Origin of the sequence: Rhizobium sp. AAP116, from assembly GCF_001295785.1 — a bacterium.
GTDB lineage: Bacteria > Pseudomonadota > Alphaproteobacteria > Rhizobiales > Rhizobiaceae > Allorhizobium.
This window is the reverse complement of record NZ_LJIB01000027.1, coordinates 219,832-235,699: the sequence shown is the minus strand read 5'-3', so window position 1 is coordinate 235,699 and position 15,868 is coordinate 219,832. Positions and strand designations below refer to the sequence as shown.

General features: G+C 59.3%; 12 protein-coding genes. 8 read left to right on the top strand and 4 right to left on the bottom strand.

Annotation, left to right across the window (positions count from 1 at the left end; all coding sequences use genetic code 11):
* The 5 genes from IP85_RS17330 to IP85_RS17310 form a co-directional block, all read left to right on the top strand.
* Positions 1-3,649, top strand: a 3,649-nt coding sequence (locus IP85_RS17330; RefSeq protein ID WP_156322949.1) for an Ig-like domain-containing protein, incomplete at its 5' end; no start/stop codon positions are given.
* Between the two features lie 540 nt (positions 3,650-4,189).
* Entirely contained in the window at positions 4,190-5,542 is a 1,353-nt protein-coding gene (locus IP85_RS17325; RefSeq protein ID WP_054150917.1) for a TolC family outer membrane protein, read from the top strand.
* Between the two features lie 21 nt (positions 5,543-5,563).
* On the top strand, positions 5,564-7,717 hold the full coding sequence (locus tag IP85_RS17320) for a type I secretion system permease/ATPase (RefSeq protein WP_054150916.1): 2,154 nt from the start codon (positions 5,564-5,566) through the stop codon (positions 7,715-7,717).
* Positions 7,714-9,006 carry an HlyD family type I secretion periplasmic adaptor subunit gene (locus tag IP85_RS17315; RefSeq protein ID WP_054150915.1) on the top strand — a complete coding sequence of 431 codons (1,293 nt, stop codon included), beginning with the start codon at positions 7,714-7,716 and terminating at the stop codon, positions 9,004-9,006. Before IP85_RS17320 ends, IP85_RS17315 begins: the two co-directional genes overlap by 4 nt.
* Positions 9,007-9,009: 3 nt before the next feature.
* A complete protein-coding gene (locus IP85_RS17310; RefSeq protein WP_245280892.1) occupies positions 9,010-9,666 on the top strand; it encodes a ribbon-helix-helix domain-containing protein in 657 nt (218 codons plus the stop codon).
* Between the two features lie 33 nt (positions 9,667-9,699).
* Here the strand turns inward: IP85_RS17310 and IP85_RS17305 are convergent, their stop codons facing one another.
* Positions 9,700-10,662, bottom strand: a complete 963-nt coding sequence (locus IP85_RS17305) for a transglutaminase-like cysteine peptidase (RefSeq protein WP_054150914.1) — start codon at positions 10,660-10,662, stop codon at positions 9,700-9,702.
* Positions 10,663-10,990: 328 nt separating this feature from the next.
* Here IP85_RS17305 and IP85_RS17300 point away from each other — a divergent pair, with 328 nt between their 5' ends.
* The 3 genes from IP85_RS17300 (at position 10,991) to IP85_RS17290 (ending at position 13,680) form a co-directional block, all read left to right on the top strand.
* On the top strand, positions 10,991-12,169 hold the full coding sequence (locus IP85_RS17300) for a hypothetical protein (protein ID WP_054150913.1): 1,179 nt from the start codon (positions 10,991-10,993) through the stop codon (positions 12,167-12,169).
* A gap of 142 nt (positions 12,170-12,311) precedes the next feature.
* A complete protein-coding gene (locus IP85_RS17295; RefSeq protein ID WP_054150912.1) occupies positions 12,312-12,848 on the top strand; it encodes a cytochrome b in 537 nt (178 codons plus the stop codon).
* Positions 12,849-12,870: 22 nt separating this feature from the next.
* The gene (locus IP85_RS17290; RefSeq protein ID WP_054150911.1) at positions 12,871-13,680 is read left to right on the top strand and encodes a RibD family protein; all 810 of its coding nucleotides are present in this window, start codon (positions 12,871-12,873) and stop codon (positions 13,678-13,680) included.
* Here IP85_RS17290 and IP85_RS17285 read toward each other — a convergent pair.
* The 3 genes from IP85_RS17285 to IP85_RS17275 are packed head-to-tail and all read right to left on the bottom strand — an operon-like array spanning position 13,633 to position 15,865.
* Positions 13,633-14,430 (bottom strand): class I SAM-dependent methyltransferase, encoded by a 798-nt coding sequence (locus tag IP85_RS17285; RefSeq protein ID WP_054150910.1) that lies wholly within the window; start codon positions 14,428-14,430, stop codon positions 13,633-13,635. The two genes, IP85_RS17290 and IP85_RS17285, sit on opposite strands and share 48 nt — an antisense overlap.
* Positions 14,427-15,470, bottom strand: coding sequence for a glycosyltransferase family 4 protein (locus tag IP85_RS17280; protein WP_054150909.1), 1,044 nt, complete (start codon positions 15,468-15,470; stop codon positions 14,427-14,429). Before IP85_RS17280 ends, IP85_RS17285 begins: the two co-directional genes overlap by 4 nt.
* Positions 15,467-15,865, bottom strand: coding sequence for a 6-carboxytetrahydropterin synthase (locus IP85_RS17275; RefSeq protein WP_054150908.1), 399 nt, complete (start codon positions 15,863-15,865; stop codon positions 15,467-15,469). The genes IP85_RS17280 and IP85_RS17275 overlap by 4 nt, the downstream gene beginning before the upstream one ends.
* Between the last annotated feature and the right edge of the window lie 3 nt (positions 15,866-15,868).

The following is a 15,868-nucleotide window of genomic DNA, read 5'->3' as shown; positions in this document are numbered from 1 at the left end:
AACCGACGGCGACGGCGACAAGGCCGATGGCAAGCTGGCGCTGCTGATCGATGACGACACGCCGACCTTGGTCAGCACGCCGACGACCGGTCTGTCCCTTAATGAAGACGACCTCGCCCTCGGAAATGACGAAACCACCCCGAAAGAACTGCTCTCTGCAACCGGAAATCTGAACATCTCGCTTGGGGCCGATGGCGGAAGCATTGCTCTGTCGGCACCTGCTGCGGAATGGAGCGCGACGAACAAGACTCTCACGGCAGGCGACGGCTCTTGGAAGGTCACGCTCAACAGTGACGGCACTTACAAGTTCGACCTTCTCGACAATACCCTGGCCCATGGCTTCGCCGACAATGGTGAGAACACATTCAGTGTCGAGGTAACCTACACGGCGACCGACGGTGATCAGGATGTGCTGACGGGTTCGTTCAAGATCGAGATCGTTGATGATGTTCCGGTGGCGGTTGGCGAAAGTGCCACGGTTCGGGAATCTGCTCCGTCTTCGGTCACCAACCTGATCCTAACCTTTGACGTGTCGGGTAGCATGGATCGCGAGATCGGTGGAGGCCAGTCGCGGCTCGATATTGCCCGAGCAGCAGCGGTCAACCTGATCAATCTGTCGAATGCCGCACAGGTCTTGGTCGTAACGTTCAGTGAGAATGCAAGCAACACCGTCTGGATGTCGAAGGCAGCCGCAATCACTTACATCAATTCGGGTAATTTCCCGGATGCGGAAGGCGGTACAGACTACGACAAGGTCATCGACCGTATTCAGGGTATCAACCTACCAGCGTCTGGCAACACATCCGTCTACTTCTTCTCTGACGGCGACCCGAACAACGGCGATGATCTCAGCAACAGCGAGCGCCTGGCCTGGGAAAACTACCTCCAGACCAATGGCATCAAGTCTTACGCTGTTGGCGTCGGCGTGTCTGCGAACGACGACGACCTGGAGGACGTGGCTTACCCTGGTGAGCCGATTTCCATCACGTCGCCAACCGATCTGATCCTGACGGGCACCGTTGTCCTGCCGGTTCCGACTTCCGCCTCCGGCAACGTGCTCACTAACGACAGCTTCGGCGCAGATGGTGGACGCATCCAGTCCATCCTCGTGGATGATGTCACGCACACTTGGGATGGCAGCGAGGCAAACGAGGTTCTGAACGTAACCACCGCTCTGGGCGGATCGTTGATGTTCAACTTCAGGACCGGCGCTTGGGAGTACAATGCCCCGGCACAGCTCGTGTCGAACACGCCGGAAACCTTCACCTACACATTGGTGGATGGCGACGGCGATACGATCACGGCAAATCTCGTGGTGAATGTCCAGGCCGTCAACGACGCACCGGAAAACGCGGTACCGTCCACGTTGACTGCTGCTGAGGACATCGAGCTTTCGATCACCAACGTGAGCGTGAGCGACGTCGATGCCGGCAACGGCGACCTGACGGTCAAGCTCGAGGTGAAGAAGGGCACGCTGACGCTTGCAAGCGAAGATGACCTCGTCGTATCCAACAATGGATCCGGCACTGTCACGCTGACGGGCTCTCTCACTGCAATCAATGCAGCCCTGCTCGGCATGAAGTACAAGGGCGACCTGAACTTCAACGGCAGCGACGAGCTCAAGATCACCACGACCGACAACGGCAACACCGGCCTCGGTGGCGCCAAGACGGATGTGGATACAGTCGCCATCACCGTGACTCCGGTGAATGATGCGCCGGTTCTGTCGCCGGAAACCCGTGAGATCGAGTTCACCGAGAACGGCAACGGTCGTTATCTGTTTAGCAACGTCAATGTCAGTGATGTGGACAATCCGGCGAACTTCGCCGGTGGCAGCATCGAGATCTCGCTTGGCAATACTGCGATTGCAGGCGACCAAATCTTCGCCGACAGCGACGTCCGCCTCAACGGCAACAACGTGCAGATCTGGCGTTCTGGCTGGGTTACCATTGGTACGCTCGCGTCCGGAGGTTTCGGTCAGACATCACTCAAGATCGACCTGACATCCGGGGCGACTGAGGACCGTGTCGAGTTTTTCCTTGCGTCGGTTGCTTACAAGTCGACCTCTGATAACCCGACCGATGCTGATCGTCTTGTCACCGTTACGTTCAACGATGGCGGAAATTCGGGCGCAGGTGGCTCGCTATCCGATACCTCTACGATCACAGTGAAGGTTAACCCGGTCAATGATGCGCCAGTTGCAGCTGACGACCGGGTCATCACCAATGCTGGGGTTGGCACACAGTTCGAAGTGCCGGACTGGGCTTTGCTGTTCAACGACACTGATGTGGACAGTGATGATCTCAGTGTCACGTCGATTTCGAACCGTAGCGGTCTCAACGCCAATACCAGCGCTGACGGTGTCGTGGTTATCGACACTGGCAACTCAGGCGGTTCTTTCGACTATCGGGCCTATGACGGCGAGGACCGGTCGGGCAATGCCCGCGTCACGGTGATGCAACGTACATCCGGTCCACTCGACGGGACGAGCGGCAACGACATACTCGTCGGTGTTGCAAAGCCTGTCGGCCAGATCACGACTATCAAGTTTGCCGACAGCTATGACGTTGGCGACGTGGTCAGCGTAACGCTCAATGGGAAGACTTTCTCCCACACCGTCGTGACAGGTGGTACTTCTGTAAATGCAGTTTACAACGCACTGCTGGCAGCGACGCCTGTAGGTAGCGTGCAGACACTTCAGCAGTTGTTGGCCTCGGAGGGTATTGATCAGGTAAGAGACGGGTCGACCGTCACGTGGATGGGCGATCCTGGTGTGGAAAACGCGTTTAGCGTCGGTGCAAGCGTGGACAACAGTAATGATGTTGGAGCGAAGTGGCACTACGAGGTTGATTTTTCCAGCTCAATCTCGTGGTTCGAAACATCAGGCTCGATCAGAATCAAGATCGGCTCAACCTGGTATTCCGAAAATGCGAACAATTCTGGGGTCTCAAGTGACGGCCAGCGTTTTGACAAAACGGCTGAAGCTTTGGCTGATGATTTGAGAGTTCTAGGCTTCGATGTCACCTATAATCCAAGCACCAATAACTTCCTGGTCAAGACCAGCACATCAACCTCGGTCGAAGGTGAGTATCGTGTAAGACCCAATCGAAGCTGGATCGATGCCGAAGTTGACACGGTACAGTCCGGATCTGCGCCCTCGAACCAACTGCATCCCGCTGTCGACACCATCCAAGACGCCACCGACGGCGGCGTCACGATGAACGGTCTGAACGGCGATGACATTCTCATCGGCAGCGATGAAGATGATGTCATGAACGGAGGCTCAGGCAACGACATCCTCTTCGGCGGTCTTGGTCTCGATACCATGACAGGCGGCTCTGGCGCGGACACCTTCGTGTTTGACGAGGAAGCGCTCCAGGACATCGGAGTGACCGACGTGATCACCGACTACAACCTGGCTCAGGGCGACATGCTGGATGTGTCGGCATTGCTGGACAGCCTGCTCGGTGAGGCGGCCAGTGACGTTGCCAGAGAGGAGGCCATCAGCATCAGGTTGCAGGGTGGAGATACCTTCGTAAGTGTCGATACGGCAGGTGGGCCGAAGGATATCGTGATGCTTGAAGGCAATCATGCGAACGTCAAGATCCTCTTCGACGACAATCACGCAACGACTGTCCCGCACGACTAAAACACATAGTGTTTCCGAAATGAAAAGGGCGCCAGATCGGCGCCCTTTTTCTTTTCACGGCCGCGCTGAAGCGGACTTTACTTGCCGTCGATTCGAAAAAGACTCTGGCTTTGCGCATGCGTTGCTGCCCGCCGACGGTGGAAGGTGCTTGAATGGGTGTTGCCGATTGGAGACAGTTCCATCGCATCTGCCGGATTTCACATGGAAATGCTGGGGCTTTGTTGCACGGTTAACGTCGAAGCCCAGCAAAATGATTCGAATGACTGCGCGCAATAGTTGACCTTGGCCATACAAGTTCGAAACTTCGAGTAATTCTTTTCTCAAGATCTGAAAAAACTCGATTTTCGTTCCAACAGATCAAAATTGGGTGCATCTTTTGGACATGCCGATTGGACTTCCCAGCGACCGGTGCCCCGGTATATAACGGCCTCCAAGCAAGAATTGGGTAGGGGCAGACCTTTGTTTACCAAAAAGACTTTATTCGCAGCCTTGTACACCTCGGCAGCCTTTGCAATCGCGTCTGTTGCCCCAGCGAGCGCCATGTCGCTGCAGGAGGCCATCCAAAAGGCGCTGACGACCAATCCGCAGATTTCGCAAGCGGTCCAGAACCGCGAGGCGGTCGAGTTCGAACTGCGCCAGGCGCGCGGTCTCTATCTCCCGTCGATCGATCTGGAGGCAAGCGTGGGAAAGCGCCGGCTCTCGAACGAGAGCACGGGAAACCTCAGCCGGGACTCCGAGGATTTTAATTCTTCCGAGGTCGGCCTCACGGTCACCCAGCGGCTTCTGGATGGCGGCGGCCGCCGGGCCCAGGTCGATCAGCAGGCCTCGCGCGTCGACGGTGCGTCCTTCCGTGTTCTGGAGCGTTCGGAGACGATCGCCCTGCAGGTCGTTCAGGACTACCTCGAATACATCTTGCAGGCCAAGATCGTTGGTGTGGCGCAGCAGAACGTCTCGTTCCACAACGGCATTCTCTCGGATATCAATCAGGGTATCTCCGGCGGCGCACTGACCGAAGTCGACGCCGTTCAGGGGCGCGAGCGTCTCGCGGCCGCCCAGGCTCGCCTGCGCGAAGCTCAGGAGGAGCTGGAGCTCACCAAGATCCGCTTCCTGAAGACGGTCGGTGAGCCGATCGCCAATGCAAAGGTGCCGGCCTCGGTTGCCAAGCTGCTTCCGCGCACGCTCGACGATGCCATCGCGACCGCAAAGTCCAACAATCCGCGCATCTATTCGGCCCGCGCCGACATCGATGCCGCTGACGCGGCAGTGCGTGCTGCCCGCTCCAACTACGCCCCGACCGTCGATCTCGAAGGTCGTGCCAGTGTCGGCAATGACGTCGGCACCAGCCAGGGCAACACCAACGACGTTCAGGTGCGCCTGGTCGCCCGTTGGAACCTCTATCGCGGTGGTATCGACCAGGCCCGTGAGCAGGAACAGATCCGTCGCGCCAGCGAACAGCGTTACGCATCCGATCAGGTTCATCGCGAGATCGAAGAGTCCGTGCGTTCGGCTTGGAATGAGCGCCGCAGCCGCGGCGAGCTCTCCCAGATCCTGAACTCGCAGTCCTCGCAGAATGCCCAGCTCGTTTCGTCGTATGGCGAGCAGTTCAAGATCGGCCAGCGCTCGCTTCTGGACGTTCTCGACGCGCAGAACACCCGCTTCAACACCAGCATCGTCGCCGAAACGGCCCGCGTTGCAGCCCTGTTCGCGGAGTACAAGATCCTGGCGGCTTCGGGTTCTCTGTTGAAGACCATGAATGTAAAGGCGGTCGGTCAGACCGACGCTTACGCGCGCAACGAATTCTCCGTGAAGACGACCCCGAATGGGGCCTATGTCGAGCGGGATCCGCGGCAAAAGGCGGGAATTCCGATGGACCTCCTGGCGCCGCTCCAGTAAACGCCCATCCGATAGGATGACATGTTAAATTCGTTGATCGAACCGGCGGGCCCTCGTGCCCGCCTGCGCTTTCGTGCGTCATTCAAGGCTGTCGCCACATTTTACGGTCGGCCCAGCTCCGATACCGTACTTTTCTCAGGTCTGCCGGACGAAATCGTTGAATCTCTCGAACTCGACGATGTGGAACATGTCGCCGAGCGCATTGGCCTGCAGGTCATGCGGATTGGCGAACGTGCGATCCGCGAAAACGATTTTGATTGTCCAGCCATCGTCGTCCTCAAGGATGGCGGAACGCTACCCTTGCTCGAGGTCAGCGAAGACGGTGTCTACACGCTCGATATTCGCGAGGGAGCCGCTTCGGTGCGGTTGACGCACCAGGAGCTTATGGCGCTCGGCCCGGAATTCCTGTTCGCCTTCACGCTCTTCTATCGGAACGACAGTGAAAACGCGCATATCGGTAGCGCGGACGAGATCGAGAAGCGCCATTGGCTTGTGCGGGCATTGATGCCCTATTGGCGCACCTATCTGCGCGTCATTCTTGCGGCACTGTTCATCAACCTGATCGCGCTTGCCTCGCCGCTCTTCACGATGAACGTCTACGACCGCGTGTTGCCCAACAAGGCAATCCCCACCTTGTGGGTGCTCGCGGCCGGCATCATGCTCGCCTATCTCTTTGACTATTTGCTCAAGGAAGCGCGCGCGTCGCTGATCGACCATGCCGGCCGCAACGCCGACCTTCGTCTGTCGCAGATGATCTTCGACAAGGTGCTCAACACGACGCTTGCCTCGCGTCCGTTGTCGACGGGCGAATATGCCAATCGCGTCATGCAATACGAGTTTGTGCGTGAGTTCTTCACCTCGAACACGATAGGTCTGATGATCGATACGGCCTTCGTCTTCATCTTCCTGATCGTCATCTATCTGATCTCCGGCTGGCTTGCGATCATTCCGGCCGTTGCGCTGATCCTCTCCATCGCGATCGGTCTTCGCGCCCAGGCTCAGATCGGCCACCGGATGGCGGCGGCCTCGAACGAGGCGTCGAAACGGCAGGCGCTTCTGGTGGAAACGATCTCCACCATCGAAACGCTGAAAAGCCTGCGCGCCGAAGCGACCATGCTGCGTCGCTGGCAGGAATTGATGAAGCATTCGAGCCGGACGAGCGAAGAGATCAAGCATATCTCGACCAATGCCATCAACCTGACGGCACTGATCCAGCAGATTGTCGGCGTGCTGATCGTGATTGCCGGCACTTACGAGTTCTCGGAAGGGCGCCTCGCCATGGGCGCGATCATCGCCACCGTGATGCTTGCCAGCCGTGCCGGCGCGCCACTCGGCCAGATCGCCATGACGCTCGCGCGTTTCCGTCAGGCAACGCTGTCGCTCAGAATTCTCGATCAGGTGATGGAGCAGCCCGAGGATCGGCCGTCGACGGTCGGTTTCGTCAACCGCGAGATCAAGCACGGCGGTTTCAGTTTCCAAGACGTGAACTTTCAGTATCCGGGCTCGGACAATCCGGTCATCAGCAAGCTGTCCCTGACAGTCGCGCCGGGGGAAAAGGTCGGCATCATCGGCCGAATCGGTTCCGGCAAGACGACGCTTGGCCGTCTGCTCGATGGCCTCTTCGTGCCGACGGACGGGCGCGTGCTGATCGATGGCGTCGATATTCGCCAATATCACATGTCGGAAGTGCGTTCGGCTGTTGCTGTCGCGGGTCAATCTTCGGATCTCTTCTCCGGAACGGTCAAGGAGAACCTCCTGATCGGTCGCGCGGACGCCACCGACGAGGAACTACTCGAAGTGGCCCGCATGACGGGCGTTGAAGAGTTCGTCTCGCGCCATCCCCGTGGCTTCGACATGCCGGTCGGCGAGCGCGGTTCCAACCTGTCGAGCGGCCAGAAACAGGCCATGACGATTGCACGTCTCCTGCTAACCAAGCCGAAGATCGTTTTCCTCGATGAGCCATCGGGGGCGATGGATCTGGCAAGCGAGCGACATCTGATCAACCGGTTGTCGAGCGCCTTCGACAAGAACACCACGCTTCTGATTGCCACCCATCGCTTCACCATGCTCGATCTCGTTGATCGTTTGATCGTCCTCGACAAAGGCCGTGTGGTGGCCGACGGGCCGAAGCATCAGGTTATCGAAGCCATGCAGAAGAAGGGCGTGAAGCCATGAGCCGTCCGGTTGCCGACACGCCTCCGTTCATGGCCCGCATGATCGTGTTCCTCGTGGCGTCCCTTATCGTGCTTTTTCTGGCATGGGCTGCAATCGCCGAGATCGACGAGATCGCGAGAGGGGAAGGGAAGGTCATTCCCGTCTCCAAGACACAGATCGTGCAGTCCTCCGAAGCAGGCGTGGTCGAAACCATCGCCGTTCAGGTCGGCCAGGTCGTGCGCAAGGGTGAACTGATCGTCCAGCTCAACAACACGACAACGGAATCGTCGCTCGGCGAGTCCGTTGCAAGGGCGCGGGCCCTTGGCGCCAAGATTGCGCGCCTGGCGCTGGAGGAGGCGGGCTCCTACGACGTCGCTTTCGTCTGCCCGGACGACGTTCTATCGGTCGCCAGCCAGGTTTGTGCAAATGAGGAGCGGCTCTTTGCCGCCAACAAGGCATCCTACATCAACAAGGCGGGCGTGCTTCGTGAGCGCGTGCGTCAGCGCGAGAATGAACTGAGCGAGGCGCAAGCCAATATCGTACGCCTCGAGCAGAACATCACCCAAGCGACGCGGCAATACGATCTGATGAGCCCGCTGGCGAAGAAGGGTCTTGTGGCACAGACCGAGCTGATTGCGCTTGAGCGCGAACTGACAGATCAGCGCGGCCAGATCACGGTCTATCAGGAGAGCCTCGAACGGCTCCGCGGCGCAGTAGAGGAAGCGCGTCTTCAGGTTGAGGAACTGGCGCTTCAGCTTCGTCAGCAGGCACTGACAGAAAAGGCACAGACCCTCGCTGAACTCTCGGTCATCGATGAAACGATCCGCGGCGCGACCGATCGTGTCAGTCGCACCGATATCCGCTCTCCGGTGGATGGCATCGTCAACACGCTCGAGGTCAATACGATCGGCGCCTATGTCGACCCCGGCACCGTGGTCGCCGGCATTGTCCCCACCGCAGATACGCTTCTGATCGAAGCCAAGATTTCGCCGCGTGACGTCGCATTCGTAACGCGCGGCCAGAAGGCGATCGTGAAAGTCACGGCTTACGACTTCTCGATCTTCGGCGGCCTGGAAGGCGTGGTGACCAATATCTCCGCCGACAGTATTGTCGATAAGGACAAGGGCGAGACCTTCTATCTGGTCCAGGTAAAAACGGACCAGTCCGAGTTGATGCGCGGTGGCAAGAGCTATCCCATCATTCCGGGCATGGTTGCCTCGGCGGAAATCATGACCGGTCGCAAGACCATCCTGAGCTATCTCATGAAGCCGATCAACAAGGCGCAATCCGTCGCCCTGACCGAGCGGTGAGCCATGGCCCTTCCCGATCGGCAAGCCGCCTACTCAGAACCGGCCGAGTTGAACCCGGCCGCGATGCGGCATGTCGAGGAAAATGACGCGGAACCGAAATTCCGCGCGATCATCGGCAAGGGTGGGGCGCGCCGGGGTATCAGGCTGGAAAGCGTATACTGGGACGGCCTTGCCTGGTTGCTGAACGGTTCGCGGCAATCTCTGGGCGATGTGGTGGAGCAGGCTGCCGGCCAGATGGGCGAGAATGGCAATCTGGCATCCATGCTGCGCGTGGTTGCATTTCGCTGGATGTGGCGTCGGCTGTCGCTGATGGAAAATGTTTATTCGGTTGAAAATCTGAATGCGCTGATCCAGGCCTGCCCGACGCCCGCCATAGTGCTTACACGTGACAAGAAGATCCAGTTTTTCAACGAACCCTTCATGACCATGCTGAAGCAGAAGCTTGTGCTGGGCAATATCGCCCAGCTGTCGGCGGGCTTCCGTTTTGTTCTCGACACGCAGGTCGATGAAGCGCTGCAGAGCCTTTCATCCAAGGGCAAGATGATCACGACGGGTTTCACCGCCACCTGCGCCGGAAAGCAGCTGACCGGCCAGATGAACCTTGCCATGGCCCCAAGCCATCAGAAGCAGATGGTCATCGGCTACGTCGTCCGAGGCTGAGGTCGAACTCCACGGCTGGAGCGGAAGATCCGCTCAGAGTTCCCCGCCTTCGCCCGGTGCGATGCTGTCGAAGCTCTTCATGGCCATGGCTTTACCCTTTGTGCGGGTACCGTGCAGAAAGCCGCGGCCATTGGAAATGGAAAATAGCGGCTGGTAATCGGGCAGGCGGCTGTCCGCCAGAACCTGATCCCGCATGTTGTCCAGGATGTAGTGCGTTCCCTGGATCTCGACCGACAGAACGGCATGATAGAAGTGCCGCTTTTTGTCGTAGAGGATGACGACGGTCATGTCCTGCAGTGAAAAGCCTTGTGCTTCGAGGACCGCCATTTTCAAGAGGGCATAGTCTTCGCAGTCGCCGTAGCCGGAAGCGAGGGTCTGGGACGGGGAGGACCACTGATCCACCCGACCGTGACTGTCGATATCCTTGCGGTACTTGATGCGGCGGTTCACCTCGTGATTGACGAGGTTGAGCTTGTCGCGGAGCGAAGACATGCCGCCGCCGGCCGATGTCCGGTGGACCACAGCATCCATGTCGAAACAATTGGCGCCGCCGCACTTAAGCGCGGTACCCTTGGCGATCTCAGCAAAGGTCGGTGCCGCCTTCTTCAGTGCGCCGAGTTTCTTGAAGGGAATGGCCACAGAGTCGAAGACATCATCGGTTGGTGTCTTGCGCCGGTTGGGTGCTATTTCTTTTGGCGCTGTCGCGACGGTGCCGGTCGAGAGGTCCGTACGCAGCGGAGCGAACGCGACGACCTGTGTGGCGATCGACTGGGCAAAGAGTTCCGTGGTCTGGGACCAGCGCTGCTCGATCTTGCCGAAGAGATTTGTGCCGAGTGAGCCTGCAAGGGGGCTCATTCCAAGCACGAGCGTCTGGGCGACGTTTGAGTAAGAAGTCATCGTATGTGGCAGCATGGGAGCCGCCATCGAACCGGATGAAACCAGGGTAGCCGCTACGAGGGCCGAGACTGCGACAATGTTTTTGTTCTTCTTGAGCATCGCTATTCTCCAATTGTTGCTTGAAGAATAGCGGCAATGCTTGAATTATCGGTTCGTATAGATGGCTTCTATACTTTTAATATGCATCGCTATATTAAAGTAAAATCCGGTGGATAATTGGCAGGTCTTGTTAACCAAGGTGGCCAGAAGGCAGGGAATCCAGGCGTTGAAGGCGTCTGGAATCTAAGCCGTTCTCCTGTATTGCCAGTCGAGCCCAGCCGTTGCCTTTGCTGCAGTCTGCCCAGATATGGAACACCTTCGCTCTTGCTTCGCCGAGTGCCAATGCTTAACGTTCGCCAACGGATCAGGAACGAGACTTGGCGCCATCATGGTCGGAATAAAACACTTTACGCGGAGCTTCCTGCGCGCCGGAGCTTCGGCTCTGCTGCTTGCCGCTCTCTCCTCTTGTCAGACCGATGACTTCAAGCCGAACGCTGGTGAAGGCGGAGCCTCTGCGGCCGTCAACCCCGCCAACGATACGGGTCTCTACAACCAGACCCTGGGATCCGGTTCGGTGAAGGTCGCCTATCTCGGTGTCCGTCGTGCGGATCAACCGGGCCGCCAGGCCGATAGCGAATACCGGGATGGCGCCGCTCTGGCCGTCAACATGCTCGGTTCCGACGTCGTGAAGCTCACCATGCTTGAGACGACGGAAAAGCCGGAGGCGATCGAGGCCGCGGCAAGGACCCTGGCGCGCCAGCAGGTATCCTTCATCGTCACCACCGCCCGTGGTGCGGAGTTTGAAGCGATCCAGCGTGGCCTGGGCGGACTTCAGGTCCCCATGCTTGCATTCCAGACAAACGAGGCGGTCCTGCCTGAAAATGTCTATCCCTTCGTATCCAGCCCTGCCGACAGCCTGATAGAAAGCGCGTCCTTCGCAATGGCCGAAGGGGCGACCCATGCGGTGATCCTCGCCTCCTCTCCGGCGGAAAAAGCTCAGGCCGATCGGATCGCCAGCCAGATCAAGGCCTTTGGCGGCAAGGTTGAGCCGATTATCGAACTGAGCGGCGGCACGCTGCCTGCTAAGGCTCTCAATTCGTGGAGCAAGGCCGACATGGTGGTTCTGATGCCAAGCATCAAGTCGCCGGGCGAGGTGTTGAAGAAGGCGGATGCCGCCAAGCCGCCGCGGCCGGGCCGCAGGATCGTTGCGAGTGCCGTTCTGACGGCGCAGGATCTCAATGAGCCCAAGCTGACCGGCAGCATCGTCTGTCGCTACGACCAGAACGTCCAGGCAAGGATCGGTAGCCGATACATGGCGAGTTATGGAATGCCGGCCTCTGCCCAGGCCGGCTATGGCTTCGACGCCATGGCGATGGCCATCGGCCTCGCTGGCCGTTTCCGGGAGCTGGCCTTCGGGCCCGAGCGGCTCATGTCGCCGGATGGTTTCTCAGGCTCGCTCGGTGTCTTCCGGCTGGAAGGCGATCGCAAGGTCCGGCGCAATTGCGATATCTTCAAGGTCGCCAAGGGCTCCTATGTATTCTTCCAGAAAGCGCCTCCGACGCTCTGATCACCACAGCGTGACATGATCTACGAGCCCTGATCTTCCGTTTACATTGTTGTCAAACCGTCACATCCTGATGGCGGATGACTGATGGGCGGTAGACGAGGAGGTCTGGCGCGCGAATGGTCTGGGATCGGAGCAAAGTGTAATGAACGGCGCACAATCGATGGATGCGGGCCAACGCTATGCAGGCACGCTGCGCATCCTCCATTGGCTGATTGCAGTCCTCGTTCTCATGACCTGGCCGCTTGGCCAGATGATTGGGTTCGTGAAGGACGACGTGAAACTCGATTTCTATCTGATCCATGAAAGCCTGGGCTTCATGGTCCTGTGGCTGATGCTGGTGCGGATCGGCGCAAGGCTGACAAGCGAGGCGCCTCTGGTCGAGGCACCGCGATTGGAAAAGGCAGCCGCCCACGTGGTGCACGGGCTTCTCTATGTCTTCTTGATCGTCATGCCGGTTTCCGGGTTTCTGGCAACCAATGCCCATGGCTTTCCGCTCAAATGGTTTGGTCTCTTCACCGTCTGGAGCCCGATCGGCAAGTCACCGGAAATAGCGTCCACTCTTTCGGCAATCCATGCCTGGAGCGCGTGGATCATTTTGGCTCTCTTTGCGTTGCATATTTCGGCGGTGGTCTTCCATCACGTGATCCGCCGCGACGGTACGCTTTATCGCATTTTGTAAAACTCTCCGGGACAGGACCTCGATGCGTAAGATCGAAATGACGGACCAGCTTTGGGCGCGCCTTCTTGCCATGCGCGGCAGCGCAAGCCAGACCGGTGCAGACGAAGGCGATCCCGTCATGGCCCTGTACGCACCGATTGCCGCCGCAGAGCGCGGCTTTGTTCTGGCGCAGGTCGGCCAGTCGCTCGATGGCCGCGTGGCCACGCCATCAGGTGACGCACGCGACATTTCCGGAAGCGACGGCATCGCCCATCTTCATCGCTGTCGCGCGCTCGTGGAAGCCGTGGTCGTCGGTGTCGGCACCGTCAAATGCGACGACCCGAGACTTTCCGTCAGGGCAGTGAAGGGCCCCAATCCCGTCCGCGTCGTGATTGATTGTCGCGCGGAACTGACCGGCGAGGAACGCCTGTTTCGCGACGGCGGCGCACCAGTCATTCTCGTGCAGGGGCATGATGCACCGGTCAAATCCCATGGAGCCGACGTCATCAGAGTTCGCAGGGGCAAGGGCGGCCTTGATCCTCAGGACATCCTGGATGCACTCGCGGACCGCGGCTTGCGTCGCATCCTCGTCGAGGGAGGCGCACGCACGATTGCCCGCTTCATCGAAGCCGATCTCGTCGATCGCCTGCACGTCGCGATCGCCCCGCTGATCATTGGCTCGGGACCTGCCGGCATCGCGCTGCCGCCGATCGACAAGCTTTCAAGCGCTCACCGGCCAGCCGCCAACGTCTATAGCCTCGGCAGCGACATCCTGTTCGATTGCGACTTGAAACAATCTGCTGCTTCAGTGGCGGGGGAGCGCGAGGATATCCGAGTGGCCGACCACGCATGAGCTGCCGGCCTCTGCGATCTTCGCAAGCCGGAAATCCAGCCAGTGCCTGATTTGGACGTCAGTCAGAGTACCGATCTCCGATAGCGGCTGTTCGAGCCCCTCGAGAAAAGCGGCCTGCAAGTCACCGTCATCCGGGCCCATCACCCAGGGGCTCGTGGCAACCGATATTGCATAGCCCAAACGCTCGAAACCTTGCTTCAGATGCGCGGTCGCATGTGGGCCGAGTGCCGGCCCAAAGCCCTTGTCGAAATGCTGGTGCTGATTGAAGTCGTGCGCGACCTGTTCGTCGAGCGGATGGGCAACCGACCATTCCATGACGCCGTCATAGTTCAGCGCAGCATAGAGCCCCGTTTTGCTCGCTGCCAGCGTCTTGGCAAAGTGATCGCAGAAGTCTGCCGAGCAGAGATCGAAGAGAGCCGATGCCGTCACCACGCTCACTTCGGTAAGCGGCAGCGTGTCGATCTCGTTCAGATCGAACTGGCGAAACGAAACGTCCTGTTGATCCCCGATGCGGCGCTCGGCCTCGGCCAGCAGCAGCGGGTCGTAGTCGAGCAACTGCCATTTCGCATGGGCCGGGAAGCGATGAGCCAGGCTCCGCCAGGTCGAGCCGGTGCCGCAGCCGATGTCGAGTATGTTGGGGCGCTCTATACCGCCGAGATGCTGCGACAATTGCTCGACAAGCGGCTTCCCCCGCGCCCTCATATCGACAGGTTCGCGAAGTGCCAGCCAGTCCTTGTTGAAGCCACTCATGAAATACCATCCAGTGTGTTGGAGATGATTGCTGCCGTGTCAGCCCATGTTGGCAGGAGGCTGCCGGCTTGAAGGGCCGCCGCAGACCGCGTCTCACGTTCCTGCGGGCTTTGCAGCAGACGACGGAGCGCCTCTCCGAAAGCCGTTGCGTCATCGACCGGCACCAGTATCCCCGCATCGGAAGGAACGACGTCTGGAACGGCTCCGGCATGGCACGCCACGATCGGAAGCCCGTGAGACAGAGCTTCGGCAAACACCATCCCATAGCCTTCGTATCGGCTCGCCAGTGCAAACATGTCCGCCGAGGCGAAGTGCACCTCCGGATCATCGACCTCACCGAGCAACTGAACGCGGGCTTCCAGGCCCAGCGCTTCCACCTGTCGCGCCAGCGCTTCGCTCGTCGAAGGATCGAGGCTCTTGCTGCCAATGATGACGGCCTGCCAGTCGAGATCCTCGACCGATTTGAGAGCCCTCAGCAGCACGTCATGACCCTTGCGCCGGGTGAGTGTGCCGACCGACAGGATCTGCGGGGCCGCATTGACGACGCGCCTTGTGTCGCTCTTGTCGATCCCGGGCAGGGCGACCGTAATGCGGGAAGACGTGACGCCATAATTGGATGCAAGTTCACGTGCCGTCATCGGCGAGGTCACGATCACATGCCGGGCTGTCGCTAGCGCCATCTGTTCGCTGTGACGGAAGCGCTGCTGCTCTTCATCCGACAGCCCCGTTTCAAGGGCGAGCGGATGATGAACAAGAGCAATGATCCGAAGCCGTTCGGCATTGGCTCCCGCCCAGGCATCGAGCACGCCGAAGGCGAGCCCGTCGATCAGAACGAGCGTCCCGTCCGGCAGTGTCGACAGGGCTGCTTCCGCCCGGTCCAGCGTGTCTGCGGTGGGAACCGGAAACCCGTCGCCAAGCGGCAGAAGCCTGACCTGCCAGCCGCATTCGCGAAGTCCATCGATAACTCGGCGGTCATAGCCATAACCGCCGGTCTTCAGAGCCAGGTCGCCCGGATAGGCGAACACGAGGGAAGGGTTCAAAGATCGGCCTCGTACCAGCCACGGGCCGCATGGGATTCGTGCAGCATGACCTTCAGGCGGCAGATTCGATGGCTGCCGGGGCCGAGACGCTTGTCGGACACGGCCTGCGCCAGCTGGTCGAAGATGTGTTTTGCAATGACTTCCGTCGTGCTGATCTTGCCTTTGAAGACAGCAAGCTCGTCCAGGTTCTGGTAGTTCAGCGGCTTCAAGACCTCGGACAGAACGGTTGTCGCAGCACCGATATCGACGGCGAGGCCATCCTCGTCCACGTCCTTGGTGAAAAAAGCCGCATCGACGACAAAGGTTGCGCCATGCATCCCCTGTGCAGGCCCGAAGACCGGACGCGGCAGGCTGTGGGCGATCATGATATGGTCTCGGACTTCAACAGCGAACATGAG

Coding starts and splice junctions, on each gene's coding strand:
- IP85_RS17325 (WP_054150917.1), top strand. CDS start 4,190: ATGTCGCTGCAGGAGGCCATCCAAAAGGCGCTGACGACCAATCCGCAG.
- IP85_RS17320 (WP_054150916.1), top strand. CDS start 5,564: ATGTTAAATTCGTTGATCGAACCGGCGGGCCCTCGTGCCCGCCTGCGC.
- IP85_RS17315 (WP_054150915.1), top strand. CDS start 7,714: ATGAGCCGTCCGGTTGCCGACACGCCTCCGTTCATGGCCCGCATGATC.
- IP85_RS17310 (WP_245280892.1), top strand. CDS start 9,010: ATGGCCCTTCCCGATCGGCAAGCCGCCTACTCAGAACCGGCCGAGTTG.
- IP85_RS17305 (WP_054150914.1), bottom strand. CDS start 10,662: ATGCTCAAGAAGAACAAAAACATTGTCGCAGTCTCGGCCCTCGTAGCG.
- IP85_RS17300 (WP_054150913.1), top strand. CDS start 10,991: ATGGTCGGAATAAAACACTTTACGCGGAGCTTCCTGCGCGCCGGAGCT.
- IP85_RS17295 (WP_054150912.1), top strand. CDS start 12,312: ATGAACGGCGCACAATCGATGGATGCGGGCCAACGCTATGCAGGCACG.
- IP85_RS17290 (WP_054150911.1), top strand. CDS start 12,871: ATGCGTAAGATCGAAATGACGGACCAGCTTTGGGCGCGCCTTCTTGCC.
- IP85_RS17285 (WP_054150910.1), bottom strand. CDS start 14,430: ATGAGTGGCTTCAACAAGGACTGGCTGGCACTTCGCGAACCTGTCGAT.
- IP85_RS17275 (WP_054150908.1), bottom strand. CDS start 15,865: ATGTTCGCTGTTGAAGTCCGAGACCATATCATGATCGCCCACAGCCTG.